This window comes from Thermostichus sp. MS-CIW-38 (assembly GCF_054058415.1).
The window spans coordinates 34,088-58,478 of sequence record NZ_JBSSAH010000002.1; the positions used below are offsets into that span (position 1 = coordinate 34,088).

Genomic DNA, 24,391 nt, shown 5'->3' on the forward strand with positions numbered 1-24,391 from the left:
CTTTTAATTCACGATTGGCTAGGGTTGCTGACCATGGCAGTGAGAATGCCGGCAATGGTTTCCAGCTCCTCAGGTACTCGATACAGCGTTAAGTCTTGTTTGATCATCTGCTGATGGGCAAGAATTTGTCCGAACTGCCAGATAGACCCCATCGTCACTGCACCGTAGATCTGAGCCTGCTGCTCCACCTGCGCCAGGGCAATCATTTCTACAGCCATTTGCACAAAGGCCCGCGTTAGATCGTCCTTTTTGGCTTCAACCACCAGCAGGATGTTCTTCCCTCGCAACAGATAATCGAGGCTGCCCTTCAACCAATTGTTGACCATCAGGGGATACTCCAGCCGCAAAGGAACTCGACAATGGAGAGCCACTTCGGTCAGCACAGGAGCCACCAGCAATTCCCGCCGCGCTGTTTCGCTGGTGAGGCTAACCAAAGGTAACAATTGTCGGATCCGATCTTTCAAAACTGGGGTTTGCGGCGGCGCAGGGGCAACAGGCCATGTCCACTCCCCAATTTCCAGTCGATAGCCAAACTGAGCCAAGATTTCATCCGGCTCGTAGGGCATCTCAAAATAAGAGCGAAAAGTATAGGATTCGTCTTCTTTAAGAATGGAGATGTTCAGCATCGGGTTCAGGAGAAGCCACGCTCAGTCTGGCACAGCTAGGGCTGCTTCAATCCGCTCTTTCAGGGTAGTCACCACTTCTTCAATGGGAATTTCCGTGGCTTGGCCGCTGGCCCGCTCGCTGAGTTCCACCTTGCCCTGTTTGAGGCTGCGCCCTGTGGTGAGGCGATAGGGGATCCCGATCAGATCCGCATCTTTGAATTTCACCCCGGCCCGCTCGTCCCGGTCATCCCAGAGGGTCTCGATGCCGGCAGTAGCGAGATCTTGCACCAGTTTTTCCGCCACGCTCATCTGCTCGGCGTCGGAGATGTTGGGCACCACCACCACTACGTGATAGGGGGCAATGGCCACGGGCCAGATGATCCCGTTGGCATCGTGGGACTGTTCCACCGCCGCCTGGGCCAAGCGGGATACCCCAATGCCATAACAGCCCATCCAGAGGGGCTGCTCGGATCCCTGTTCGTCGGTAAAGGTGGCCCGCATCGGCAGTGAGAACTTGAGACCCAACTGGAAGATATGGCCGATCTCGATGCCACGAGCCGTTTCCAGAATCTGGTCGGGGTTGAGTACAGAACGATCCCCCGCTTGCGCTTTGCGCACATCCACCACTTCCGGCAGGGGATATTGCTCGCCCCAGTTGGCCCCCACCACGTGCCGCCCCACCTGGTTGCTGCCGGTTACGAAGTTCTGCAGCAGAGCTGCCGTCTGGTCGGCCAAGCGTAAGATCTGGGGGGCAAGGTTTTTCTGCGGGCCCAAACAGCTATCCGGCAAATCAGGAGCGATGTAGCCCACCGGGATGGGATCCCCCTGCCAACTGTTCTGGATCTCGGCATCGGCCAAGGCGAGCTTGAGCAATTTGCTGGCTTGGTAGCGCTCTGCCAGGCGGCTGAGGTGGTTGGCCAGTTTGACCTCATTGACTTCTTGATCCCCGCGAATGCTGAGCAGCACTGCCACCCGCAGGCCGTTGTCGTAAAGGGCTTGGTAGAGGACGTTTTTGACGATCAGGGTAGAGGAGATTTTTAGGAAAGCGGCCAGCTTCTCGATGGTTTCGGTTCCCGGCGTATCCAGAACCTGGAAGGCGGTGTAGGGAGACTCTGCCGCTGGCGGCGGGATGGAGACGGCCTTCTCCACATTGGCAGCATAGGAGCCATCGGGCGTGTAGAGGATCTCATCTTCTCCGGCAGAGGCCAGCACCATAAACTCCTGCGAGGCCGCCGATGGACCCCCGATCGCCCCGGCATCAGCATCCACCACGCGAAACTCCAGCCCACAGCGTCTGAGGATGCGGCTATAGGCTCGGTACATATCCTGGTAGGTCTGGCGCAGGCTTTCCTCGTTGGCATGGAAGGAGTAGGCGTCTTTCATGATGAACTCCCGCCCTCGCATCAGGCCAAAGCGGGGTCGAATCTCATCCCGGAACTTGGTCTGGATCTGGTAGAGCGTCTGCGGCAACTGGCGATAGGAGCGGATGAGATCCCGGGCCAGCAAGGTGATCACCTCCTCATGGGTGGGGCCTAGGGCCTGCTCACGTCCCTGGCGATCCTTAAGGGCAAACATGATCCCTTCCGCCTGGGTGTACACCTCCCAGCGGCCCGACTCCCGCCAGATCTCTGCCGGCTGCAGCTGGGGCAAAAGACACTCCTGAGCGCCGATGGCGTTCATCTCCTCCCGGACAATCTCCGAGATCTTTTGCAGCACCCGCCAGAGGAGCGGCAGATAGGTGTAGATCCCTGGGGAGAGCCGCCGGATAAAGCAGCCCCGCAGCAGCAATTTGTGGCTGGGCAGCTCGGCCTCAACGGGATCCTCCCGCAGCGTTACAAACAGCATCTGGCTCAGTCTCTGGCTCTGTTGCATCCATTCCCCCCTCTGAGGACTCCTCCCGCTCGCACGATCAGCTCAAACTTTCCCGCCCTGTTTGGGATCCTCTGCCCGAGAACGCAGGCCTGACCGGCAGGCCAACCTGAAGTGCCTTGATGAAGCTAGACAGAGGCCAGCGTCCGCCGCTTGGTGACCATCTGGTACACCTCGATGATGTCGCCTTCCTGCCAGGATTGGAACTTGTCGATGCCGATCCCACACTCGAAGCCGGCAGCCACCTCCCGCACGTCGTCCTTGAAGCGCTTCAGAGAGTCGAGACGACCTTCGTAAACCACCTCCCCTTTGCGACGAACTCGCACCAGAGCATTGCGCTGCACCTTGCCCGAGAGCACATAGCTGCCGGCAACCGCACCGCGCCCGATGGGGATCACCAGGCGCACTTCCGCTTGGCCCAGCGGCTCCTCCACTTCTTCCGGCTCCAGCAGGCCCTCCATGGCCGCCCGCAGATCGTCCAGCAGGTTGTAGATGATGTCGTACTCCCGCACATCCACGCCCTTGTCATCGGCAGCCTGGCGGGCGCCGGGGGCCAGGGTGGTGTTGAAACCGAGGATGATGGCGTCGCTGGCCGCAGCCAAATCCACATCGGTTTCCGTGATCTCGCCAGGGGCCGCCAGCAGAACCCGCAACTGGACTTCCTCTTGGGGCAAATCCCGCAGCGCTGTCTGAATGGCCTCGGCGGATCCCTGGACATCCGTCTTGATGATCAAGTTCAACTCCTTGAGCTGGCCTTCTTGGGCTTTGGCGGAAACGCTACCCAAGCTCACGCGACGAGACAGCAGCGCCTGTTGCAGACGGGTTTGCCGCAGCACCTCCGCCCGCTCTTGGGCAATGCGACGGGCCTCTTTTTCGTCGGTGTAAACCTGAAACTCATCCCCGGCTGCCGGGACTTCATCCAAGCCCAGCAGTTGTACCGCCGAAGAGGGCCCGGCTTCCTGCAACCGCTGGCCGCGGTCGTCCATCATCGCTTTGACCCGGCCCAGCACTGCGCCGGCCACCAGGGTATCCCCCACCCGCAGGGTGCCGTTTTGCACCAACAAAGTGGCCACTGGCCCGCGGGCTTTGTCCAAGTGGGCCTCGATCACCGTGCCGCGAGCGGGACGATTGGGGTTGGCCTGCAGCTCCGCCACATCGGCCACCAATAGGATCATCTCCAGCAGAGCATCCAGGTTACGGCGGGTGAGAGCGCTCACCTCCACCATGGGCGTGTCGCCACCCCACTCCTCTGGCAATAGGCCGTGCTCCGCCAACTGCTGCTTGATGCGCTCTGGCTGGCTGCCGGGCTTGTCGATCTTGTTAATGGCCACGATGATCGGCACCTGAGCCGCCCGCGCATGGCTGATCGCTTCCAGAGTTTGCGGTTGTACCCCATCGTCGGCGGCCACCACCAAAACCGCAATGTCGGTGACGCGGGCTCCCCGGGCGCGCATGGCGGTAAAAGCCTGGTGGCCAGGAGTATCCAGGAAAACGATGCGCCGCTTCTGGCCTTCAAAGTTCACATCCACATGGTAGGCACCGATGCGCTGGGTGATCCCGCCAGCCTCTCCCTGCGCCACTTTGGTGTCGCGGATGGCATCGAGGAGAGTGGTTTTGCCGTGGTCCACGTGGCCCATGATGGTTACCACCGGCGGACGCGAGACCAGATGGTCGATGTCCTCCACGTCCAGCATTTCGGTTTTTTTAGCCTCGGGTTCTGCCTTGGGCCGGCGAATCTCGTAGCCCAACTCTTTGGCCACCGACTCGGCCAGCGACTCATCCAAGACCTGGTTGATGGTCACCATCACCCCCTTGAAAAAGAGGGTTTTGATGATCTCAGTTTCGGCCACGCGCAGGCGATGGGCCAATTCCTGAACGGTGAGGCTGCCATCCAAGAGCAACACCTTCTCTTCGGGCAAGGGCTCTGTCCCGCTAGCGCGATCGGCAGCACCAGCCTCAGCGGAGGTAGGTTGCTGCTGCAAACGGGCAGCAGGGCGGGGGCGGGCAGGGGGAGCAGCCGTTGCCGCGGGTGGGCGATAGGAAGGAGGCTTGGCGGTGGGGCGAGCCAAGGGCTTGAGGGCGTTCAGCTCAGCCTGCTTGACCGCTGAAATGATGGTCATGGGATCCAAATCCAAACCATCTCCATCTCCTTCCCCCCGTCTCCGACTGCGTTTGCGTTTGGCTTGGACGCGGGCAGCCCGCCGACTGAGAGCTTGTAGCTCGTCGTCCTCTTCTTCTTCCGTTTTGCGCTTGACCTTGGGTGGGGTAGGTCTTACGGGAGCCTCCGCCAACACTGGGCTGGGACGTTCCCCAGGGATTCTTTCTGGCAAGGGAGAGGCAGCATCTGGCTCAGGGGGAGCCGGCTTGGCCACAGGACGGGTAGGGGGCCCCACCAATTCCATCCGCCGCTGCGGACGAGGAGCTTCACCGACTTTGCTGCTGCTGACACTGTCTTCTTTGGTTGCCGGGGAGCGCGTGCCAGGGCGAACGGGTGCGCTCACCAGTTGTGGACGGGGGCGCTGCGCAGGTGGAGGAGAAGGAGCTTTTTCTTCCGCAGGCTGAGGAACGCGGGCGTGGCTGGGGGATGGTGCTTCTGAGGGGCTGGGGCGACTGGGCTCGGGAGCTTTTTGCGGCGGTTCAGGCCGCTCTGCCGGCGGTTTTGTCCCGGAGGTAGCTCGTTGAGGGGGCGAGAGTACAATTGGGCGCTTGGCCACAGGACTGGGCTCCGAGCCGCTGGCTTTGGCCGTGGCAGACTCAGAGGGAGTGGGAGGGGTTGCCGGTTGAGAAACAGTCTCCGGCTTTTGGGTGGCCTCAGACGAGCGGACAAGAGGGGTAACCTGCCGCCGCGGTGGGCCTATGAGCTGAGCACCACCAGCCGATCCCTTTTCGGGGGAGACTCGCTCAGGTCGAGACAGCGAGGGCTTGGCAGCCGGCAGAGTTTCAGCAGTCTTGGCTTCGCCAACTGGAGCTGGCTGCTGAGCGGGCGCGGGCCGACGAATGCCGACGATCGCGCTAGCGGTGCCGGGAACTTTCTGCTGAGGGCGCTCACCGACTTTGGCTTCAGCAGGAGGCTCCGGCGGCAGGCTTTCAGATGGGGGTTTGGGCCGGGGTCGAGGAGGTTTCACAATGTGGGGGGCGCCCAGCTTGCTGCGCACCAACTCAGCTTGCTCCGGAGAAATGGTGCTGCTGTGGGTTTTGAAAGGGATCCCCAGTTGCTCACAAACCTCCAGCACATCCCGACTGTCACGCCCCATCTCACGGGCAATATCATAAATTCGAACTTTATCGGTCATTCGTCTGCTAGCCTCTGCTCCTTTACTTCTCGTCAGTTTTACTATCCAAACTCAATGGGAACCAAGTTATTGGGTTGAGCCGAACCTTTCGGGCTTGCGGGGGCTTCCTCCGGCGCATCGAGAACAGCTCGGCAATCCTCCGGGGATCCGGCCTGAAGGGAACCCAGGTCTGAAGCTGCTCTGGCAACATCCACAGGGGACATCCAGTAAAGCAACCGAGGAAGAACGAGCAAATGTCAACAGCGCCTCCAGAATAACCTCTCTGCAGTTCATCCCACTTGGCCTCAGTTTTCCAGCCAACTCCCATTCTGACAGTTGAGAGGGGCTGCCGTGTGGTTCGCAACTTAGCGAACCTGAAGAGGCGCTTTGAATATCTTACCTACATTGGGAATACCTCTAAGGCTCAGGCTTTTGGAGGAGATGCCCCTGGGAATCTTGCTCAAGAGAATCCAGCAGCCGTTGGAACAACGAGTCAGGCACCGGTGCCTTGAGAGCTCTGCTGATTTGCTGCTTGCGTCGGGCTGCCTGCAGACATTCCAGCCGACGACAGACATAGGCAGAACGCCCCATACCCTCATCCAAAAGCACTTGGTGGGAATCAAATTGCCTGACCAGCCGCCACAGTTGTGAGCGAGGAAACAACTGGCGACAGCCTACACAACGGCGCAGCGGATCGGCACCCGGCAAGAGACTCTATCCTGCTGGTACACTACAAGCAAGCCCTATCTAGCCTACTCCAAATCTGGCGCCTGCGATCGCAGAAACTCAAAGAAATACTCCACCAACTGGGGATCCCGCCAACCCCTGTCTGTTTCTTCCCGCAAGATGCTTATGGCCTCTTGAACGGTGAACGCTCGCTTGTAAGGTCGCTCTGAGGTGAGGGCGTCGTAGATGTCGATGATCTGAAAGATGCGGGCCACCAGAGGGATCTCTTCCCCCTTGAGGCCGTCGGGATAACCGCTGCCATCCCAACGCTCGTGGTGGTGACGGATGAGGGGCAACACCTCTTTCATGGTGCGTAGTGGGCGGCAGATTTGCTCCCCGATCAAGACATGGGATTTCATCACCTCCCACTCTTCCGGGGTATGTTTGCCTGTTTTACCCAAGATGGCATCGGGTATGCCCACTTTGCCGATGTCGTGCAGGTAACCTCCCCACATCAGCACCTTGATCAGGGGACGGGGCAGATGCAAAAACTCGCCGAAGCTCTTGGCCATTTGTGCCAGGCGCTCACAGTGATCCCCGGTGGTGGGATCCCGGCTTTCCACACTGCGGGCAATGGCGAACAGAACCTGAGCAGCATGATCCAAGTCTTCATTGAGGTGCTTTTGGCGAACGAGGGAACGCACCCGCGCCAACAATTCCGACTCGTCAAAGGGCTTGCTCAAGAAATCATCTGCCCCAGCTTCAATACCGCGCACGCGATTTTTGCGATCGCTGGCCGCTGTAACCAATACCACCGGGATCAAGCGTGTCTCATCATTCGCTTTGATGCGTCGACAGACCTCGAACCCATCTAACCCCGGCATCATGACATCCAGCAAGATCAGATCCGGCTGGAAGGTTTTCAACATTTGCAGGGCTTGATTGCCGCTTTCGGCCTCGCTGACCCGATAGCCAATGCTCTCCAGCAGATCCCCCAGCAGCAGGCGGCTGTTGGGCTGATCATCGACGATCAAAAGATGACCGATCTCTGTCTCATCCGCCTCATCCGCAGAAGGTGTGACAGGGATCCCAACTGTCACGGGCATCTTGGGCATCTCGAGTTTGGCGAGTTGGGCACAGGAAAAGCTGGTCACTGCAGGATCCCAGTAGCAACACCTCTACGGTAATCCCATCAGAGAAAAAAGAGCATCAGGCTTTACACTGAGCTGCTCCGGGAAAGGGAAGGGTTTTCTCCCATCAACCCAGGGCTTTGTGAGCAATTGTACAAAGCCTAGATATCCTGGCAGCCTCCTTCTGTTTAGTCTGATACAGATGCTCCGGAGAGTGGATGCCCCAGTCAACTCCCCAGGCTCCTACGTCAGCTTGCCAGTTGAGTGTCGGGCCCGGTATTTGGCCCCCGGAGTACCGGAGAGTGCTGGGTTCTCTATGAATGCAAAATGAATGCAAAGGCCGAGAATTACGGCCCATCAAGAAATTAAGGGGCACAGCAGCAACACTTCTCTGGGAGAGGGGCTGGGGCTGATGGTCTGTTGAGAACGGGCTTGGAGTGGATGCACCTGAACTGGATGGATCCAATCCTAACTTGGGACTCTCGAATCGATTACTTGTTGAGAAAGTCCCCCAGATTGAGGATGGTGTTTTGCTCGCTGACGATGGCTTGGATGTCGTCGGGCAAGTTGCGGACATACTCGAGCTGGATGACGTTCGGGTTGCTGCGCAGCGCTTCCCCTTTGAGGGCGATGGCTTGGGCCTCACCGCTGGCTTTGACAATCATTCGTTGTTTGATGAGTTGAGCCTGCTCTACGCGAAACACTTCTCTTTGCTTCTCTTGCTCGGCAATTTGTTTGGCTTCGATGGCCGACTGAAACTCTTTGGAAAATTCCACATTGCGTAAGAGCAAGCTCTGCAGCACCAGCCCTTCTGGCTGCATTAGGCGAGAGAGCTCAGCGGCAATTTGTTCTTGGATTTCAGCTCGTTGCTCAGAATAAACGCCAATGGCCGAATAGCGGGCGATAACATTGCGCACCACGGCTTGGGAGGCGGGGCGAATAATTTTGTTCAGGTAATCGGGGCCTACATTGCGATGGATTTCGGGAACCCGATCCGGATCCAGGCGATAGCGCACCGAAACATCCAGATCCACCCGTTGCCCATCGGCAGTGAGAGCGGTGAGGGTATCGTCGGCTTTGACGCTGCGCTCTTCACTTCGGCTGGTCATGTTGTAGGTTTGGGTGCGCACATCGTAAAGGGTGGGGAACTGCAGCACCGGAATCAGCAGATGGATCCCCTCGCGGCGGGGAGTCATTTCCACTCCCGTGAGGCGGTTGAAGATGACGGCTTCGTAGCCGGGTTGGACAACCAGCAGACAACGGGGCAGGAGGGTCAGCAGCGCCAAAAGCAGGCCCAGCAGAGGCAGAAAGCGCGAAGTCTTGCGGTCAAGACTAAATGGTCTAGGGCGTCGCATGCGCATGGGCAAGGGCTCCGGGATCCAAGAGCTTTTTTATCTTAAGGGGTGTGCTGGCTAGCTCAGCACCCAGCGCTGCAGGGCAATGCCCAGCAGCAGGCCAAGGCCGCCGAAGCGTACCACCTGCCAAAAGGTAGCGGGGACAGGATTAAACACCTCTAGCACATAAGCCTGCAGGCGTTGCTCCAGTTGACTGGCTTCAGCTTGGATTTCGGCCCATTGTTCAGGGGAAAGCTGGGCTATGCGCTCCAATTCTCTGAGGTCGGCAAGACGAGCCTGGAGACTCTGGAGTTTTTCCTGCAGAGCCTCGAGAGGATCAAAGGGATCGGGATTGGCCGTCACGGCTGGGCTTTTGTGGGGGGGTAGGCTTGGGGAGAACGGGATCCGGCAAATCCGGTTTGGATCTCGTTGAAAGGTTTGGCTTTGATCAGCCCTGGGGGAACGGGATCCAACTTGAAGAGGGCGCGAATAGCGTTTTCCACCTCGGTGATGGGGCGGTTGCCGACGGATTGATAGACGATATTTCCCTCTGGGTCGAAGAGGAGGGTTTGAGGCACTTGTCCGGTGTAGTATTGGCCGCGCTCGTCGCCGGGCAGGAGGGAATCGACGGAATAGGGGATGAAATAGACCCCCAGCCCGTAGCGAACCTGCAGGTTGGCAATGGTGGCGGCGTATTTTTTGCAATCGCTACTGTCATCGATGTAATACACGAGGAGGGCCGGGATCCCTTGCTCTTTCGCCTGCTTCAAGGAAACGCGGGGGGGGATCATGCCGCCATTGGCCCCGTAGAGGGCAAAGATGTTGCCATCGTAACGGTCGTCGTTGAGCAGGGCGCTGGCGGGAGGGGAAAACCAACCTGTCAAAGCGATGAGCAGAGCCACCAGGAAGATACGAAGCAACAGCATGATCTCATCCTCTTCTGAGAAGGGATCCTCGGCGATCCATCTTTAGAAGTAGGGAACACCCTCATTGTGCCATCTGGCGCTGACGCTGCCCCGTTGCCGTTCAACACTGACGCAACCAAGAGCAGCTACAGCCTCAAGCAGCAAAATGAATGCGCAGGTAGTCTTCTTCCATCTTGGCGCGGGCCGGGGTCATGGCCGCTAAAGTCTGGGGCAGAACCAAGTTGCGGCGGTGGTTGCCGATGCGGATGTTCAGCTCATCCCCGGTTTTGGTCAATTCCACCTGCTCTTTCGGGATCCCGGGCAAGTAAAGATCCAGCCGGTACTGGCCGTTGTCGGTTACCACATTCAGGGTTTGCTCGGCATAGAGCACGTCCGCCGGGTTGCGATCCCCCCAGAGGTCTTTTTTCAGGCGGGCTAGGGCGTCCCATCCCACCAACTCCTCGGAGTACAGCGGGATCTCGAAGACCGGCAGGGGGGCAAAGTTTTCGTGGATTTCCTGGCGATATTTCTGTTGGGCTGCCTTCCAGGCGGCAAAGTAGGGATCCACCACTCCATCGGGCAAGATGCGGTTGGCAATCACCAAATCGGTGGCCACCCCGTAAAGGCTGAGGTAGGCGTGGGCCCGCAGCGATTCTTTGATCACCATCTTTTCGGGGTTAGTGACCAGCCGCACTGAGGTGATGCGGTTGTTGGTGAGGATGCGCTCCAGCCGCTCAATCTTCTGATAGAACTCATAAGGAGCATCCAGCACCTGGTCATTCGGCAGCGGGATCCCGGTCAGCCCCTTCACAATCGGCTCGGCAATAGGACGCAGCATTTGCGCCAGCCCCTGCAGGGGTTTGTAGAACCTGCGCATGTACCAGCCAGAAACATCCGGCAGGCTCAAGAGGCGCAGGGCCGTGCCTGTAGGGGCCGAGTCGATGATCAACACATCGAACTTGCCTTCGTCGTAATGGCGATTCACCCGCACTAGGGCAAAGATCTCATCCATCCCTGGCAAAATCGCCAGCTCCTGTGCCTGCACCCCATCTAGCCCTCGCGCCTGCAACACCTGGGTAATGTAGGTTTTGACGGATCCCCAATTCAGCTCCAGTTCGTTGAGGGCGTCCAGCTCCGCCCCCCAAAGGTTAGGTTTGACCTCGACCGGCTCATGGCCCAAGGGCTGATCGAAGCTATCGGCCAAAGAGTGGGCCGGATCTGTGCTCAGCACCAAAGTTTTCAGGCCAATCTCGGCACAACGCCAGCCGGTCGCCGCCGCCATCGAGGTTTTGCCGACTCCACCCTTGCCGGTCATGAGGATGATGCGTTGCATGAGAGTGCCATTTACATTCTTTTACATCCCTAGCCTAACCGATTTGCTGTGCTCTTCGAGAGGCAGCCAAGGGGCTGAGGTGCAGCCAGCGGGTAAACTATTCATTTGATTACCAAATGATTGCCAAAAAGCTGATGGCAATCATGGCCAAGAAGTCAAGCCTGTTGCAGGCATGTGGGAGGTATGTGATGATCTGTCGCTGGCGGAGTGTGTTGCTGGTTGCCATCCTGACATTGGGGCTGTGGCTGGGATCCCTTTCTGTGCAAGCGGCTGCTGGCCTGCCCCGAGAGCTGCAACAACTGGAGCAACAGGTAGAGCGGCTGCAAAGCCTGGTGGAGGCGGAGGACTGGTTGGAGATCCGCTCCTACATCCACGGGCCGATGGGACTCACTCGTAAGACCTTGACCGGCCTGGCGGCTACCCTGCCAGATAAACAAAAGCGGGAAGTGCTGCGCCTGGCTAAGGAGATGGGCCGCAGCTTAGAACAACTAGACTTTGCCGCCAAAGCCTATGACCAACCCGAGGTGGAGGCAGCCCAGGCCAAGGTGAAAAAGACCTTGCAGGCGCTGGAGGCTGTGTTTTCCTAGTGAGGATCCCTTCTCTCTTTGGCGACTTTGGCGATATGGTGGTTTCAAGTTAGGGTGAGACGCCTAGGCCACTGATCGCGCCAGCAGGACGGAGTCCTTGAAAAGCCTTCTGGCCCTGCGCATTCAAGGTTTTGGGTGCGGATGCAGGGCCCTAGTTTGAATCGAAAACGCAGTCATTTCAAGTAGTGTAGTCATTTTTTAAACAGGTAATGAAACATTTCTGTCGCATTGGTCTCTAACTCCCCTCTCCCTCTGGGAGAGGAGCTGGGGGTGGTCGCGGCAGCGGCGCGGAGCGTTTGGGGAGTGTCTCAATCTAGTTTGAAATGACTGTAATTTACAAACAGGCTGTAACGGCTGCTACTTACAGCGGATGTTGCATCAGCCAGAAGCCGGCGAAAGACTGGGCCCTGAGATCGGTTTGAATGGCAAGAAAGTGGAGCCCCTGGGCCTGCTGCTGGCGCTGGGCAAAGACTTCTGCCTCTGTTCGCAGTGTTTCATCTCTCAATTGTGCAAACAGATAACAATCGTTGAGGCCCGCCTCGAGCAGTAGCCGTCCGTCTGCCACACTCAAGTAGGCGGGTTCCATACCGCTCATCCAGGCTGCCATCGGCAAAGCCCGCTGCGAGGTAATCACCAAGCCGGGAATGAGGGTGCTCCGCACCACTGGTGCCAATGTGTCGGGCGTCAAAGTGTCCCAGGCAACCGGAAAAAGCTCGCCAAATTCTATCGGCCAGGCGTCGGCTTCCCGCAGATCCTCAGCTCGCAAGGTCACGAAGGCCCAGCGTTCTCCCTGCAACTTGTCCGGCAGACGGATGGGATCCGGCGGATCCGGATCCACAGGAGGTTCGGGGCTGTAGGTAAACTGAGTCTCTTGAGGGTAAACCTGCTCTGCCCGTTCTCGCATCCAAGCTTTGAGGGTGTAAACGCGACGACTGGGCAGCATCGGGATCCCAACCGCATCGCAGGCCCGTTGCAGGATGGAACTCATGCGGGCTCGAAACACACGAATGGCCGAGGGAGGCTGGGGAGCCGCTTCGAGGTAGCTCCGCAACTGTCGTGCCACCCAGGTGCTATTCACCTCTTGGTTACTGCAATACTGCGCTTGGCGAAACCGGCCGGTGGGATCGCATACCAACAGCTCCCAAACCCTTCGGTTCTGCTCATCCCGCAGGGGGACGGCGTTGAAATCCATCTGCCAGATAGGGCCGCGCGCGGGGCCAGAACGCAGGGGTTGAGTGGCCAAAGGTTCCTCCTGTTTGCACTACATGCCACTTGAGCGGGCCGGGGATCGTTCGCGCGAGCGGTGGGAAGCACTGTCCCCGACCAAGGCCAACTCCCGCTCCCCAAAAATGGCGGAAGCGTGGCGGTAGTACTTAAACTCCAGCAGGTTGTAGAAGGGATCCTGCAAAAAGAAGGTGCCGTGTTCCAAGGGGGTGTCAACAAAGCGCCAACGCGGCTCCTGATAAAAGGGCAAGGCTCGCTCCAGGGCACGGTCGGCCAGCGCCTGCCAATCCCCTTGGGTAGGGAAGATCAGGCCAAAATGACGAGGGTAGATGCCCCGCTGGGGCGTCAGCTCTTCGTGGGTGAGGTGGGCCACCAGTTGATGGCCGTACAGGTTAAAAATAACGGCAGCAGAGGTTTCTCGACCGATCTCACAGCCCAAGCCATCGCCGTAGTAGGCCTTGGCCAAGGCAATATCGGCAACTGGAAAGGCCAGATGAAAGCGGATGGGTTCCATAACGTCGCTCCTAAAAAGCCACCAAAAGTGCCCCACCAGCCAACATCAGAGCCAGCACCCCGAGCTGTGGGGCTTTTCCCCGGCTAATGGGATCCCCGCTCTTTTCAAGGTAGGCGATCTTAGAGCTGCTGCAAGGTGGGATCCCTTCCCGAGCCCGAGATAGACTATACGCCTTTGCGCAGGAGTGCCAACTGCTCGGATGCTATAACACTAGCTGGGGTGTTACCCCCGTGGCCCAGTCTGCAACAGACAACTCGGTGTGTTGAGAGCGTTGAAGAAAGGAAAGGGCAATCTTGGCTATGACCAGCATCTGGATTGAGCAGCGCCGCCGCGAGGATGAATCTCGCAACTTTTTTTGGATGGTGGCGCTGTCGCTGCTGCTGCACGTGCTGGTGCTGCTGGGATTGCTCCACTTGGGGCGGCTTTGGCTCACTCGCGAGCCAGAACAAGAAGCCATTGAGTTTATCCTTCTGGATCCAGAAGAGCTGCAGCCCCCAGAGGAAGCAGATCTGGTTTCAGAAGTTGATTCCCGCGATGGGGGTGAGCGGGTAGAAGCCCCTCCGTCTCAAGGCAGTCCACCTCAATCTCAGGCCGCCCCTCCCCAGGAGGCCCCTCCGCCGCCGCCGCCAAGACCCCAACCACCGCCACCGCCTGCCCCTGTTCCACCACCACCTGCCCCGGCTGCAGTTGCCCTGGCAACCCCAACTCCAACCCCTCCACCCAAGCCCACGCCTACCCCAACCCCCGCTCCCCCTCAGCCCACCGCGACCCCGACTGCGGCACCGTCCCCTCCCACGCCTGTCCCCAGACCTACTCCGACCCAAACTCCACCGCCTGTGGCGGCTGCTCCCTCCCCAAGGCCCACTCCCCCGCCAACTGCGGAGCCCTTGCCCATACAGCCAAGCGAGCGGGTTTCGGATCCCAGCCAATTGGCTCCCGTTCCGCCCGCTCCGCAACCGGTGACAGAGGTTCTTCCCGCCCAGCGGCCCTCTGACTCTTCCCAGTTGGGGCCTCCGGTCAGTGCCTCTGCTCCCAGCAATGGAGCCGGGATCCAGGGCAGTGGAGCTAGTGGATTGGCCAACCCCACCCAATCCGCTCCCAATCCCCCCAGTGTGGCAGCGCGGGCCAATGTGGATTGGGGTCCTTGGCTGGCCGCTTTGCAGCGAAAAGTGGAGCAAAATTGGATACCTGGGCAGACCGGTACCTCGCGCCGCACAGTGGTGATCTTTACAGTGGGTCGAGCTGGCGATCTGCAGAGCATTCGCCTGGGGCGCACGTCCGGCAGCCAACAAACAGACGATGCAGCGCTGACGGCTATCCAGAGGGCAGCTCCCTTCCTGCCCCTGCCTGAGGCTTATGAGGGCAACTCGGTGACAATTAATTTCACCTTTGATATCAACGTGCTGGGCCAGTTGACTGTAGGGGGATCCGCCAAGTAAACTACCCGACCCTGACTGCTTCGCGGTACAGAGTAGGCTTTTAGTAGCCCTGCAGTTAGTAAACTAACCACGGACCTCTGGGATGGTTTACGACACCCCCAATCGACCGTTACCAGTGCCTTAAACAACCGTTCCTGGTGTCCGCAGTATTATTATATCACAAGTTATATCACAAGGCAAGTGAAGTTGTGTATTCCTCCCGATACTGACTTAATCTGCGCTGGTGCTGCTTTAACCTCCTTTCGCTGCGTCTGAGAAACTTTGGACACTCTACAGAGTTGCCGTTCTGGTCGGTGTAGAAAGCCTTCCAGCCCAAGTCAATGCCAATAACATTGCCTGTGTATTCTCCCTGCTCCTTGCGCTCCACATCCAAGCAGAACTGGGCATAGTACCCATCTGCCCTGCGTATCACCCGCACCCGATTGATTTTGGAGTTTAGGATATGGTGTCTTGCCTCACCATTGCAGTACAAGGCAAATGTTCCTGCGTTGAAGCCGTCGGTGAACGTGATGGACATGCCGTCAGGAGACAGCTTCCAGCCGGACAGCTTGTACTCGACCGACCGACAGTTCTTCTTGAACTGCGGATAGCCTTTCCTTGGCTCTTTGTTCTTGCAACGGCGGTAGAAGTTGGAGAGGGCAGACCAAGCTCTTTCGGCACTAGCTTGACGGGCGGCAGAGTTGAGCTGGCGGGCGAAGGGGAACTCTTTGGCCAAGTCCTTGCAGAGGGAATACAGAACCGCTTTGGTCGCGCCCCGGTTATCCATCCAGTACCGTAGACACTTGTTTTGCACAAACTGCGCAGTGCGAATGGCTTCATCCAGAGCTTGGTACTGCTCTGCTGTGCCGTTGAGCAGCTTGGCTTCTCTGACCAACATATTGCTATTTTAAAGTGCTACGCACCGCTACCGCGAACAGCGTTCCTGAAGGGATAAAACGGTCTGCGCCTTACATCCCTACCCTCAAGGGCAGGGCTTTACGGCGTTTTCTCGGTAAAACCGCAGGGAGCGCTCCAGGTTGCCGACGCGGATCATGGTGTGGAGAAGGCGCATGGCACAAGCTCCGAGAAATGGGCGATGCTGCACTTATTTTAGTCTTTGACCTTTTAGTCTTTAGACCGCTGAGGATCCCTTGATGAGCCAAACGCCTCTGCAACGCACCCCCTTGTTCTCCCTTCATCAAGCTTTGGGGGCGCGATTTGTCTCTTTTGCCGGCTGGGAAATGCCGCTGCAGTATCGGGGAGTGATAGCAGAACATCGGGCAGTGCGGGAGAGGGTGGGGACATTCGACATTTCCCACATGGGCAAGTTCACCCTCTGGGGGCCGGAGCTGGGATCCCACCTCAGCCGTCTGGTTCCCAGCGATCTGAGCGCCGTTCCTGTGGGATCTGGTCGGTACACCGTCCTGCTCAATCCACTGGGGGGCATTTTGGATGATGTCATCTTCTACCGGCATCCACCGGAGGGTGAGCTGGAGCACTGGAGCGTGATCGTCAATGCAGCCACCCGGCAGAAAGATTGGGATTGGCTCAACCACCACTTCCAAGGGATCCCCGGAGTTAACCTGCAGGATCACTCCGATGCTCAGGTTCTGTTGGCGGTGCAGGGGCCGGCAGCCGAACAGGTTCTCCAGCCCTTTTTGGAGGGATCCCTGAAGGCTTTGCGCCGGTTTCAGCACGGTCAGTTTGCCGGAGCGGCGGGAGCCTTGGGAGAGTCTATCTTCGTGGCCCGCACTGGCTACACCGGAGAAGATGGCTTTGAAGTCATGCTCAGCCCCGAAGACGGCATCCGCCTTTGGGAGCAACTGATTCAGGCCGGCGTACAACCCTGTGGGCTGGGCTGCCGCGATACCCTGCGCCTGGAGGCTGCCTTCCATCTTTACGGGCAGGACATGGACGAGAGCACCACTCCCTTAGAAGCGGGCTTGGGCTGGTTGGTGAACAACCCAGGGGACTACATCGGCAAGCCCGCCATCGAAAGCCAACGGCAGCAAGGGATCCCTCGCCACCTGGTGGGGTTTCGCATGCTGCATCCGGCCATCCCCCGCAGCGGCTATGCCATCTACGCTCCCAACTCCCCTGAGCCGATCGGACGGGTAACCAGCGGCACCCATTCTCCCAGTTTGGGCTACGGCATCGGCTTGGGCTATGTCGCTCCGGCTTGGGCCAAGGTGGGATCCCGGCTGGAAATTGAAATTCGGGGGCAGCGCCAGCCTGCCGAAGTGGTGAAAAAACCTTTCTACAGTGCTGCGCACCGCTGACGCAAACGGTTACAGGTTCCCGTTAACCCAGGGTTTGGCAGCTTTGGGCGTGGAGTATTCCTGTTGCAGCCGCCGCAATTTCCGCAAGGCCCGCCGCTCAATTTGTCGGACTCGCTCTCGCGAAAGGCCGATGTGCTCCCCAATTTCCCGCAGCGTTAGGCCCCTCGATCCATCCAGCCCATAGCGAGCCACGATCACCTGTCGTTCTCGTTCACTCAGTTGGCCCACCAGCGCGCGGACTTCCTCTCGACGGGCAAGCTGGGTTAGGTGTTCAACAGGGTCGTTGTCTTCATCTGGGATGAAGTGCTGCAGCTCGGTGCCGTCTTCATCCCCTACCCCCACATTCAAGGAACGCATCTCTGCCATGTGGCGGGTGATCAGCTCCCGGTAGTTATCGCCAATATCCAGAGAATCAAAAACTTCTTCCGCTTGGGGACGGGATCCCCTTTCGGCAGATAACTCGCGGTAGCGCCGCTTCACCTGGGAGACCTTTTCGTACATGTGGGCCGGCAGACGGATCATCCGCCCCTTGTTTTGGATGCCCCGGTTCACGCTTTGCCGGATCCACCAAGTGGCATAGGTGGAGAACTTGTAGCCACGGGTGGGATCGAACTTTTCCACGGCGCGGGTGAGGCCGATGGTGCCTTCCTGAATCAGATCCAGAAACGGCAAGCCTCGATTGCGATAGCGCTTGGCAATCGACACCACCAAGCGGAGGTTACACTCCACCATTCGTTTCTTGGCTGCTTCCCCCTGCCGCAGGATCTGCTGCAGCTCTGCTAAAGGGATCCCCAGCCGCTGGCTCCAACCTTCCACAGACTCATGGGGCTGCCGTTGCTCCAAGAGCGTCACCATCCGCTGCACCTGGTGAGCCAGGCGGAGCTCTTCTTCAGCGGTGAGCAACGAGTAGCGGCCAATCGTCTTTAAGAAACGCCCCACCGCATCTTGCAAGTCAAGACTTTCTGACATATCAAACCCCACACCATAAATTCATGTCCTGTCAGAATCGCCACTTCTCCTGTTGTTGCATCAAGCCGTCTTCCTGTGTGTGAAGCTGACCTTTCTGCAAACAGCACCTTATTCATAACAGCACAAAAGCCTTTTCGTAAAGGCTTTGACTTCGAAAAATCTAATCCAGAACTCGGTGTTTGACTCACTAAATTTATTGAGTCTGGCTCACTAGACTCTATTAGGAGCGTCTAGCTGCCCATTTTGTTGATTAAAAACTCTACTAAAAGGGTGGCCGAGAAATTAACCATTTCATAAGCCTGGATTTAAGGCTTAGGAAAGTTACGAAAGATTGTTCTAAACAATCAACAAGTTTTTGATGCCAAATCAGATTGCTCATAAGCTAAGAAAGCAAATTTTTTCACTCATTTTGTTAGAACTAGAAATGGATATTTCTGTTTGCAGAACTATCGGAAGGGCTTGCTCGGCAGGGAATAGAAAGGTTCATCAGCAGGTTTTTGGAATGCCTTGAGGTGAATTTGGCACGTCATCGCCGACAACCTCAGCCGGAAACAGATGAGGACGGATCCCTGTGGGACAGATTTTTGCTGCTGCCTCCAAACATAGTGGAGACTATCGTCAATTCTTGACTTTAGACGCTAGATGTAGATCCAAGATTTCTGTGTTACCGAACACGCCAGGCGCGGATGCCTCAGCCTTGGTGCTCCGTACCGCTATCGCGAATGCCGCAGCGCGCGCCTACATAAGAAGGCAGGTCAGGCCAGCCCAGCGACCCTCCAGGCCCAGGTGTGTTGCACTCCTGCGGGAGAAAGGGGGAGCTGCGTTCCGCTCGCTCGACCCACCGCAGGATGGTTTACATTTCTTCCACCACCCCAAGGGCGCTTTATAGTGAGGATCCGGTCTCCATCGGTCAAAGGATTGGAAGGGCCATGTCTCACTTCACCACCCTGCAAGTGCAAATCAAAGACGCCGATCTCCTGGAAGAGACTCTGAAGGAATTGGGCTACGCTGTGCAGCGGAATGCCAGCCTGCGGGGCTATCTCTGGAACCGCACCCGCGCCGATCTGGTGATCCGGCAAAAGAATGGCTTCGACATCGGGTTTCGTCGCAACGGGGATCACTACGAGCTGGTGGCCGATCTGTGGGGGGCGGGCATCGATCCCAAGACCTTCCTGGAGCCGATTTTGCAGCGCTACGCCCACAAAAGTTTGCTGCGCTCAGCCCGTGAGCAGGGCTATACCATCGAGGCCGAAGAAGTGCTGGAGGATGGCACCATCCGCGTGGTGGTGGGGCGTTGGCTATAAGCCAGGTTCATCGGGATCTGCCCATGGTAGGTAAGCCTCAGCCGGCTGTCAGAACTGGCCAGGGATCCCGGCCCCAACCTTGGGATCTGGTGTTGGGGGGGCAAACGGCAACCGGGAGCGCCCCTGCCCACGCCTTGGTGTTGGGAGGTATCGAGGGGGCGCGGCGACGACTCGCCCATAGCGATGAAGCCGTGCGCTTAGCCACCCTGCCCCAGTTGCTGCAGTACGGGTCGGCGGGCCTGGCCGAACTCATTGAAGCCCTCGCCGGCAATAGCTCTTGGGCAGTCCGCTTGGCAGCTTGGCGGCTGTTGTCTCAGCTTGGCCAGCCGGAGGCAGAACAGGCCTGTTGCACCTACAGCCCCTTTCGCCCGGTGGGGGGAGCGCAAGGGGTGATCGTGGCCTATCGGCGTGGGGAGCGGGATTTTGCCTATGCAGACCTGGAGGGAGCCGACCTTCAAGAAGCACGGCTGGGGGGGATCAACCTGTGGGAGGCCAACCTGAGGCGGGCCAACTTGCGCTTTTGCAACTTCAACGGCGCCCGGCTGCGGCAAACGGATTTGCGCCAAGCGGATTTGCAAGGGGCCAAGCTGAGCGGAGCCGACTTACAGGGAGCCGACCTGCGGGGATCCGACCTCAGAGGGGCCAAGGTCAGCGGCACCAGCCTGCGGGGATCCCGGCTTTCGGAAGAGACCCACCTAGAAGAACGGGTGCGCCACATTTGGCAGTTGCAAAACTGGGGGGGACAGGGGCAAGATTTCTCCGGCCAAGACCTGAGCAAAGCCGATCTGCGGGAACTGGTGCTCTGTCAGATCCGGCTGAGGGGAGCGGATCTGAACCGGGCGGATCTGCGTGGATCCAACCTAGAGGGAGCAGATTTGGGGGGAGCCAACCTACAGCGAGCGGACTTGCGGGGGGCCAACTTGCAAAATGCCGACCTGGAAGGGGCCAATCTCAGCGGCGCCGAGCTGCGTCAGGCCCAGTTTCAGGGGGCTAACCTGCGGCGGGCCGATGTCAGCGGGGCCAACCTAACCCAAGCCAACCTGGAAGGAGCTCAGATCGAAGGGTTAAAGCACAGCGGATCCCGGATTGCCGGCCTGATCTTTCCCGACGGCACCCCGATCAAGCCCTGGTGGTGGTAACAGGTGCCTACCGCTCACCCAATGAGCCAAATCCAAAAGAATCCCAAGATCCCCCGGCAATTGGGCAAACCCGGATCACCATAGGAGTAGAGATACCTATGGGGTACAGCTATGGTTCTGGCAGAACAGCTCTCGACAAAACCGCTCACCGCCGACGAGCTTCGCAAAATGGATGCCTACTGGCGGGCCGCCAACTATCTGTCGGTCGGGCAAATCTATTTGATGGACAACCCGCTGCTGCGAGAACCCCTGAAACTGGAACATGTGAAGCCACGCCTGCTGGGGCACTGGGGCACCACACCCGGGTTGAACTTCATCTACGTGCATCTCAACCGCATCATCAAACGGGAAAACCTCAACATCCTCTACATCACCGGCCCCGGCCACGGTGGCCCTGCTCTGGTGGCCAACACCTACTTGGAAGGCACCTACAGCGAGGTGTATCCCAACATCGGCCAAGACGCCGAAGGCATGCGCAAGCTCTTCAAGCAATTCTCCTTCCCCGGCGGCGTGCCCAGCCACGTGGCTCCGGAAACCCCTGGCTCCATCCACGAGGGGGGAGAACTGGGCTATGCCCTGGCCCACGCCTTTGGGGCTGCCTTTGATAACCCCGATCTGCTGGTGGCCTGTGTGGTGGGGGATGGAGAAGCGGAAACCGGCCCCTTGGCCGCTTCCTGGCATTCCAACAAGTTCCTCAACCCCATCCACGACGGGGCGGTGCTGCCGATTCTGCACCTGAACGGCTACAAGATCGCCAATCCCACTGTTTTGGCCCGCCTCAGCCGTGAAGAGCTGCAAAGCCTGTTTGTGGGCTACGGCTACAAGCCCTACTTTGTGGAAGGCTGCGAGCCGGCAGAGATGCACCAGTTGATGGCCGCCACTTTGGACACGGTGATCCACGAGATCCAAGAAATCCAGCAGCATGCCCGCAGCAAAGGGGATCCCACTCGTCCCCAATGGCCGATGATCATCCTGCGCACCCCCAAAGGCTGGACCGGCCCCAAAGAGGTGGACGGCAAAAAGGTGGAAGATTTCTGGCGCTCCCACCAAGTGCCTCTGGCGGATCTGGCCAAAAAACCCGATCACCTCAAAGCTCTGGAAGACTGGATGCGCAGCTACAAGCCGGAAGAACTCTTCGATGAAAATGGCCGTCTGCTGCCGGAGCTGCAAGAGCTGGCCCCCAAAGGGGAAAAACGCATGGGCGCTTTGCCCCACGCCAACGGCGGCCTGCTGACGCAGGAGCTGAAAATGCCAGATTTCCGCCGCTACGCCGTGCCTGTCCCCCGCCCCGGCACCACCGAAGCCGAGGCCACGCGAGTGCTGGGGCAATTTCTGCGGGATGTGATGAAGCTCAACCCCCACAACTTCCGCCTCTTTGGCCCCGACGAGACGGCTTCCAACCGCTTGGATGCTGTGTTTGAGGCCAGTGACCGCACCTGGGTAGCTCCCATCTACGATTGCGACGAGCACCTCTCCCCAGATGGACGGGTGATGGAGATCCTCAGCGAGCACGTCTGTCAGGGCTGGCTAGAAGGCTACCTGTTGACCGGGCGACACGGGTTCTTCTCCTGTTACGAAGCCTTCATCCACCTGGTGGACTCCATGTTCAACCAACACGCCAAGTGGCTGAAAACCACCCGTCACATTCCTTGGCGGCGGCCCATCCCTTCCCTCAACTACCTGCTGACTTCCCACGTGTGGCGGCAGGATCACAACGGCTTTAGCCATCAGGATCCCGGCTTTTTGGATCACGTGGTCAACAAAAAGGCCGAAATCATCCGCGTCTACCTGCCCCCGGATACCAATACTCTGCTCTCGGTGGCCGACCACTGTCTGCGCAGTCGCCACTACGTGAACGTGATCGTGGCAGGCAAACAGCCGGCCCTGCAGTACCTGGATATGGATGCGGCCATCAAACACTGCACCCAGGGCTTGGGAATCTGGGAATGGGCCAGCAATGATCAGGGTTCAGAGCCGGATGTGGTCATGGCCTGCTGTGGCGATGTGCCCACCATGGAAACCCTGGCGGCGGTGGACTTTTTGCGGCAGCACCTGCCGGAGATCAAGATCCGGGTGGTGAACGTGGTGAACCTAATGAAGCTGCAGCCGCCCAGCGAACACCCCCACGGCATTAGCGACAAGGAGTTTGTCAGTATCTTCACCCCCGACAAGCCCATCGTGTTTGCCTTCCACGGCTATCCCTGGCTGATTCACCGCCTCACCTACCGTCGCCCCAACCACCACAACCTGCACGTGCGCGGCTACAAGGAGGAAGGCACCACCACCACCCCCTTCGACATGTGCGTTCTCAACCAGGTGGATCGCTTTAACTTGGCCAACGACGTCTTGGAGCGGGTGGATCGCTTCAAGTACCGGCGGGATCACGTCCAGCAGCTTATCCGGGACAAGCTGGTGGAGCACAAGCAGTACATCTGCAAACACGGGGAAGATCTGCCGGAGGTGCGCAACTGGAAGTGGCCCTATTGAAGGGATCCCCACTCAACTAACTTTCGCCTCTGAGCTCTGGCAGGATAGAGTTTTTGAGGGTTTGGAGGTTGAGGGTGTGAGGGGTTCAGAAAGGGTGGATGCGGATACCCTTCCCGATCTGGAGGTGGAAGAAACAGAGTGGGGCGGGATGGCGCTCTCGCTGGGGCTGGGTTTAGCCCTCTCGGCCCTTGTGATTGGGATCCGCCCCCAGGTGGTCGTTCCTTTTGGGTTGAGCGCGTTGGGTTCGGCCCTGCTGGGATCCCTGCTCATCCCCGGGTTGCGGCGCTGGAAGGCGGGGCAAGTGATCCGCCAGGAGGGGCCCCAATCCCACCAGAAAAAAGCAGGCACACCCACCATGGGCGGGATCAGCTTTTTGCCCGTGGGGCTGCTGGTGGCCGGGATCTGGAGCGGCTGGGATCCCCATTGGCTGGCCGTCGCGCTGCTCACGCTGGCCTACAGCTTTGTCGGCTGGCTGGACGATTGGCTGGTGATCCGACAGCAATCCAACAAGGGGTTGTCTCCCCAACACAAGCTGTTGCTCCAGGTGGGAGTTGCCCTTGGGTTTTGTGTCTACCTGGCCTGGCAGGGGATCCCGACAACCCTAACGCTGCCCGGAATCGGCACCCTAGCTTTGGGCTGGCTGTTCTGGCCCTTGGCCCTGTTTGTGTTGGTGGGCACCAATAATGCCGTAAACCTCACCGATGGTATGGACGGCTTGGCGGCAGGGGTGGTGGCCATCCTGCTGATTGGGCTGGGGCTCCTTCACAGGGATCCAGAGCTATCGGTGTTGGCTTTCACCCTGAGCGGTGCCTGCTTGGGGTTCCTGGTTCACAACCACCACCGGGCGCGGCTGTTCATGGGCGATACCGGATCCCTGGGGTTGGGGGGCGCTCTGGCCGGGTTGGCGCTGCTGGGGGATCAGCTCTGGGCCTTGGCCCTGATGGGGGGAGTGCTGGTGGCAGAGGCGCTGTCGGTGATGCTGCAGGTGGGCTACTTCCAATACACCAAACGCAAAACCGGCACAGGCAGACGGCTGTTGCGCATGTCGCCCTTGCACCACCATCTGGAGCTGGGGGGCTGGTCGGAGGTGCAGGTGGTGGGATCCCTCTATGGGATAACGGCGCTGCTGGTGGGGCTGGGCTGGGCCTGGTGGCACTGGACCGGAATGTGAGTTCGAGCTGGGGATCCACCGGGATTCCAATGGGGGCCTGACCTCAAACGGGTTGTTCGGCGTGGGAAATGGCCACCGGCAGATCGGCCCCCACCCGCTAAGTCCCGGGATCCCTTCTGTTGTGAGGAAAACGCAAAGATTACTGACCGATGTTTGTTCCCTGTCAAATTTCCAACTGAATCTTT

20 protein-coding genes are annotated in these 24,391 nt (G+C 58.7%); 7 read left to right on the plus strand and 13 right to left on the minus strand.

Translation table 11 applies throughout. From position 1 onward, the window contains the following. Positions 1 to 8 precede the first annotated feature (8 nt). The 9 genes from ACVWXZ_RS01020 to ACVWXZ_RS01060 all read right to left on the minus strand — a co-directional run bounded on the left by ACVWXZ_RS01020 (position 9) and on the right by ACVWXZ_RS01060 (position 11,114). On the minus strand, positions 9 to 626 hold the full coding sequence (locus tag ACVWXZ_RS01020) for a hypothetical protein (RefSeq protein ID WP_457388587.1): 618 nt from the start codon (positions 624 to 626) through the stop codon (positions 9 to 11). Positions 627 to 647: 21 nt separating this feature from the next. Then, a complete protein-coding gene (locus ACVWXZ_RS01025; RefSeq protein ID WP_457482027.1) occupies positions 648 to 2,477 on the minus strand; it encodes a proline--tRNA ligase in 1,830 nt (609 codons plus the stop codon). Positions 2,478 to 2,602: 125 nt separating this feature from the next. Then, the gene (gene infB / locus ACVWXZ_RS01030) at positions 2,603 to 5,767 is read right to left on the minus strand and encodes a translation initiation factor IF-2 (protein WP_457482028.1); all 3,165 of its coding nucleotides are present in this window, start codon (positions 5,765 to 5,767) and stop codon (positions 2,603 to 2,605) included. 396 nt (positions 5,768 to 6,163) lie between these two features. Next, on the minus strand, positions 6,164 to 6,454 hold the full coding sequence (locus tag ACVWXZ_RS01035) for a YlxR family protein (RefSeq protein ID WP_457384393.1): 291 nt from the start codon (positions 6,452 to 6,454) through the stop codon (positions 6,164 to 6,166). Between the two features lie 44 nt (positions 6,455 to 6,498). Next, entirely contained in the window at positions 6,499 to 7,518 is a 1,020-nt protein-coding gene (locus ACVWXZ_RS01040; protein WP_457482029.1) for an HD domain-containing phosphohydrolase, read from the minus strand. 515 nt (positions 7,519 to 8,033) lie between these two features. Then, complete coding sequence (locus ACVWXZ_RS01045) at positions 8,034 to 8,903, minus strand: prohibitin family protein (protein WP_148202707.1); 870 nt, start codon at positions 8,901 to 8,903, stop codon at positions 8,034 to 8,036. Between the two features lie 51 nt (positions 8,904 to 8,954). Continuing rightward, positions 8,955 to 9,239 carry a hypothetical protein gene (locus ACVWXZ_RS01050; protein WP_041436379.1) on the minus strand — a complete coding sequence of 95 codons (285 nt, stop codon included), beginning with the start codon at positions 9,237 to 9,239 and terminating at the stop codon, positions 8,955 to 8,957. Continuing rightward, positions 9,236 to 9,802 (minus strand): thylakoid membrane photosystem I accumulation factor, encoded by a 567-nt coding sequence (locus tag ACVWXZ_RS01055; RefSeq protein ID WP_011432764.1) that lies wholly within the window; start codon positions 9,800 to 9,802, stop codon positions 9,236 to 9,238. Before ACVWXZ_RS01055 ends, ACVWXZ_RS01050 begins: the two co-directional genes overlap by 4 nt. Positions 9,803 to 9,935: 133 nt before the next feature. Further along, a complete protein-coding gene (locus tag ACVWXZ_RS01060) occupies positions 9,936 to 11,114 on the minus strand; it encodes a TRC40/GET3/ArsA family transport-energizing ATPase (protein WP_414332153.1) in 1,179 nt (392 codons plus the stop codon). Between the two features lie 143 nt (positions 11,115 to 11,257). On the opposite strand from ACVWXZ_RS01060, the gene psbQ reads away from it, so the two are divergent. Beyond that, positions 11,258 to 11,701, plus strand: a complete 444-nt coding sequence (psbQ, locus tag ACVWXZ_RS01065; RefSeq protein WP_414349863.1) for a photosystem II protein PsbQ — start codon at positions 11,258 to 11,260, stop codon at positions 11,699 to 11,701. Positions 11,702 to 12,062: 361 nt separating this feature from the next. Here the strand turns inward: psbQ and ACVWXZ_RS01070 are convergent, their stop codons facing one another. Both ACVWXZ_RS01070 and ACVWXZ_RS01075 read right to left on the minus strand, forming a co-directional pair. Further along, positions 12,063 to 12,944 (minus strand): Tab2/Atab2 family RNA-binding protein, encoded by an 882-nt coding sequence (locus tag ACVWXZ_RS01070; protein WP_011432767.1) that lies wholly within the window; start codon positions 12,942 to 12,944, stop codon positions 12,063 to 12,065. Between the two features lie 18 nt (positions 12,945 to 12,962). After that, positions 12,963 to 13,439 carry a VOC family protein gene (locus tag ACVWXZ_RS01075; RefSeq protein WP_414424831.1) on the minus strand — a complete coding sequence of 159 codons (477 nt, stop codon included), beginning with the start codon at positions 13,437 to 13,439 and terminating at the stop codon, positions 12,963 to 12,965. Positions 13,440 to 13,738: 299 nt separating this feature from the next. On the opposite strand from ACVWXZ_RS01075, the gene ACVWXZ_RS01080 reads away from it, so the two are divergent. After that, a complete protein-coding gene (locus ACVWXZ_RS01080; protein ID WP_457403400.1) occupies positions 13,739 to 14,878 on the plus strand; it encodes an energy transducer TonB in 1,140 nt (379 codons plus the stop codon). A gap of 169 nt (positions 14,879 to 15,047) precedes the next feature. On the opposite strand, the gene ACVWXZ_RS01085 is transcribed toward ACVWXZ_RS01080, so the two are convergent. Then, entirely contained in the window at positions 15,048 to 15,755 is a 708-nt protein-coding gene (locus tag ACVWXZ_RS01085; RefSeq protein WP_011432770.1) for an RNA-guided endonuclease InsQ/TnpB family protein, read from the minus strand. Positions 15,756 to 16,011: 256 nt separating this feature from the next. Between ACVWXZ_RS01085 and gcvT the strand changes: the two genes are divergently transcribed. After that, the gene (gcvT, locus tag ACVWXZ_RS01090; protein WP_457403399.1) at positions 16,012 to 17,136 is read left to right on the plus strand and encodes a glycine cleavage system aminomethyltransferase GcvT; all 1,125 of its coding nucleotides are present in this window, start codon (positions 16,012 to 16,014) and stop codon (positions 17,134 to 17,136) included. A gap of 9 nt (positions 17,137 to 17,145) precedes the next feature. On the opposite strand, the gene ACVWXZ_RS01095 is transcribed toward gcvT, so the two are convergent. Beyond that, positions 17,146 to 18,105 carry a sigma-70 family RNA polymerase sigma factor gene (locus tag ACVWXZ_RS01095; RefSeq protein ID WP_011432772.1) on the minus strand — a complete coding sequence of 320 codons (960 nt, stop codon included), beginning with the start codon at positions 18,103 to 18,105 and terminating at the stop codon, positions 17,146 to 17,148. 929 nt (positions 18,106 to 19,034) lie between these two features. Between ACVWXZ_RS01095 and ACVWXZ_RS01100 the strand changes: the two genes are divergently transcribed. From ACVWXZ_RS01100 to mraY, 4 genes are all read left to right on the plus strand, one after another. Beyond that, positions 19,035 to 19,409: a DUF1257 domain-containing protein gene (locus ACVWXZ_RS01100; protein WP_011432773.1), complete on the plus strand. Its 375-nt coding sequence runs from the start codon at positions 19,035 to 19,037 to the stop codon at positions 19,407 to 19,409. 23 nt (positions 19,410 to 19,432) lie between these two features. Beyond that, entirely contained in the window at positions 19,433 to 20,548 is a 1,116-nt protein-coding gene (locus tag ACVWXZ_RS01105) for a pentapeptide repeat-containing protein (protein WP_457482030.1), read from the plus strand. A gap of 111 nt (positions 20,549 to 20,659) precedes the next feature. Beyond that, positions 20,660 to 23,035: a phosphoketolase family protein gene (locus ACVWXZ_RS01110; protein ID WP_457482031.1), complete on the plus strand. Its 2,376-nt coding sequence runs from the start codon at positions 20,660 to 20,662 to the stop codon at positions 23,033 to 23,035. A 148-nt stretch (positions 23,036 to 23,183) separates the two neighbouring features. After that, positions 23,184 to 24,206 carry a phospho-N-acetylmuramoyl-pentapeptide-transferase gene (gene mraY / locus ACVWXZ_RS01115; protein WP_457482060.1) on the plus strand — a complete coding sequence of 341 codons (1,023 nt, stop codon included), beginning with the start codon at positions 23,184 to 23,186 and terminating at the stop codon, positions 24,204 to 24,206. The last annotated feature ends 185 nt before the right edge of the window (positions 24,207 to 24,391 follow it).

Bases quoted from the DNA above. Each gene is read 5' to 3' on its own strand.
- ACVWXZ_RS01095 (WP_011432772.1), bottom strand. From the start codon at position 18,105: ATGTCAGAAAGTCTTGACTTGCAAGATGCGGTGGGGCGTTTCTTAAAG.
- gcvT (WP_457403399.1), top strand. From the start codon at position 16,012: ATGAGCCAAACGCCTCTGCAACGCACCCCCTTGTTCTCCCTTCATCAA.
- ACVWXZ_RS01060 (WP_414332153.1), bottom strand. From the start codon at position 11,114: ATGCAACGCATCATCCTCATGACCGGCAAGGGTGGAGTCGGCAAAACC.
- ACVWXZ_RS01020 (WP_457388587.1), bottom strand. From the start codon at position 626: ATGCTGAACATCTCCATTCTTAAAGAAGACGAATCCTATACTTTTCGC.
- ACVWXZ_RS01045 (WP_148202707.1), bottom strand. From the start codon at position 8,903: ATGCGCATGCGACGCCCTAGACCATTTAGTCTTGACCGCAAGACTTCG.
- ACVWXZ_RS01025 (WP_457482027.1), bottom strand. From the start codon at position 2,477: ATGCAACAGAGCCAGAGACTGAGCCAGATGCTGTTTGTAACGCTGCGG.
- ACVWXZ_RS01100 (WP_011432773.1), top strand. From the start codon at position 19,035: ATGTCTCACTTCACCACCCTGCAAGTGCAAATCAAAGACGCCGATCTC.
- ACVWXZ_RS01110 (WP_457482031.1), top strand. From the start codon at position 20,660: ATGGTTCTGGCAGAACAGCTCTCGACAAAACCGCTCACCGCCGACGAG.
- ACVWXZ_RS01085 (WP_011432770.1), bottom strand. From the start codon at position 15,755: ATGTTGGTCAGAGAAGCCAAGCTGCTCAACGGCACAGCAGAGCAGTAC.
- ACVWXZ_RS01055 (WP_011432764.1), bottom strand. From the start codon at position 9,802: ATGCTGTTGCTTCGTATCTTCCTGGTGGCTCTGCTCATCGCTTTGACA.
- mraY (WP_457482060.1), top strand. From the start codon at position 23,184: ATGGCGCTCTCGCTGGGGCTGGGTTTAGCCCTCTCGGCCCTTGTGATT.
- ACVWXZ_RS01075 (WP_414424831.1), bottom strand. From the start codon at position 13,439: ATGGAACCCATCCGCTTTCATCTGGCCTTTCCAGTTGCCGATATTGCC.
- ACVWXZ_RS01040 (WP_457482029.1), bottom strand. From the start codon at position 7,518: ATGCCCGTGACAGTTGGGATCCCTGTCACACCTTCTGCGGATGAGGCG.
- psbQ (WP_414349863.1), top strand. From the start codon at position 11,258: ATGGCCAAGAAGTCAAGCCTGTTGCAGGCATGTGGGAGGTATGTGATG.
- ACVWXZ_RS01080 (WP_457403400.1), top strand. From the start codon at position 13,739: ATGACCAGCATCTGGATTGAGCAGCGCCGCCGCGAGGATGAATCTCGC.
- ACVWXZ_RS01105 (WP_457482030.1), top strand. From the start codon at position 19,433: ATGGTAGGTAAGCCTCAGCCGGCTGTCAGAACTGGCCAGGGATCCCGG.
- infB (WP_457482028.1), bottom strand. From the start codon at position 5,767: ATGACCGATAAAGTTCGAATTTATGATATTGCCCGTGAGATGGGGCGT.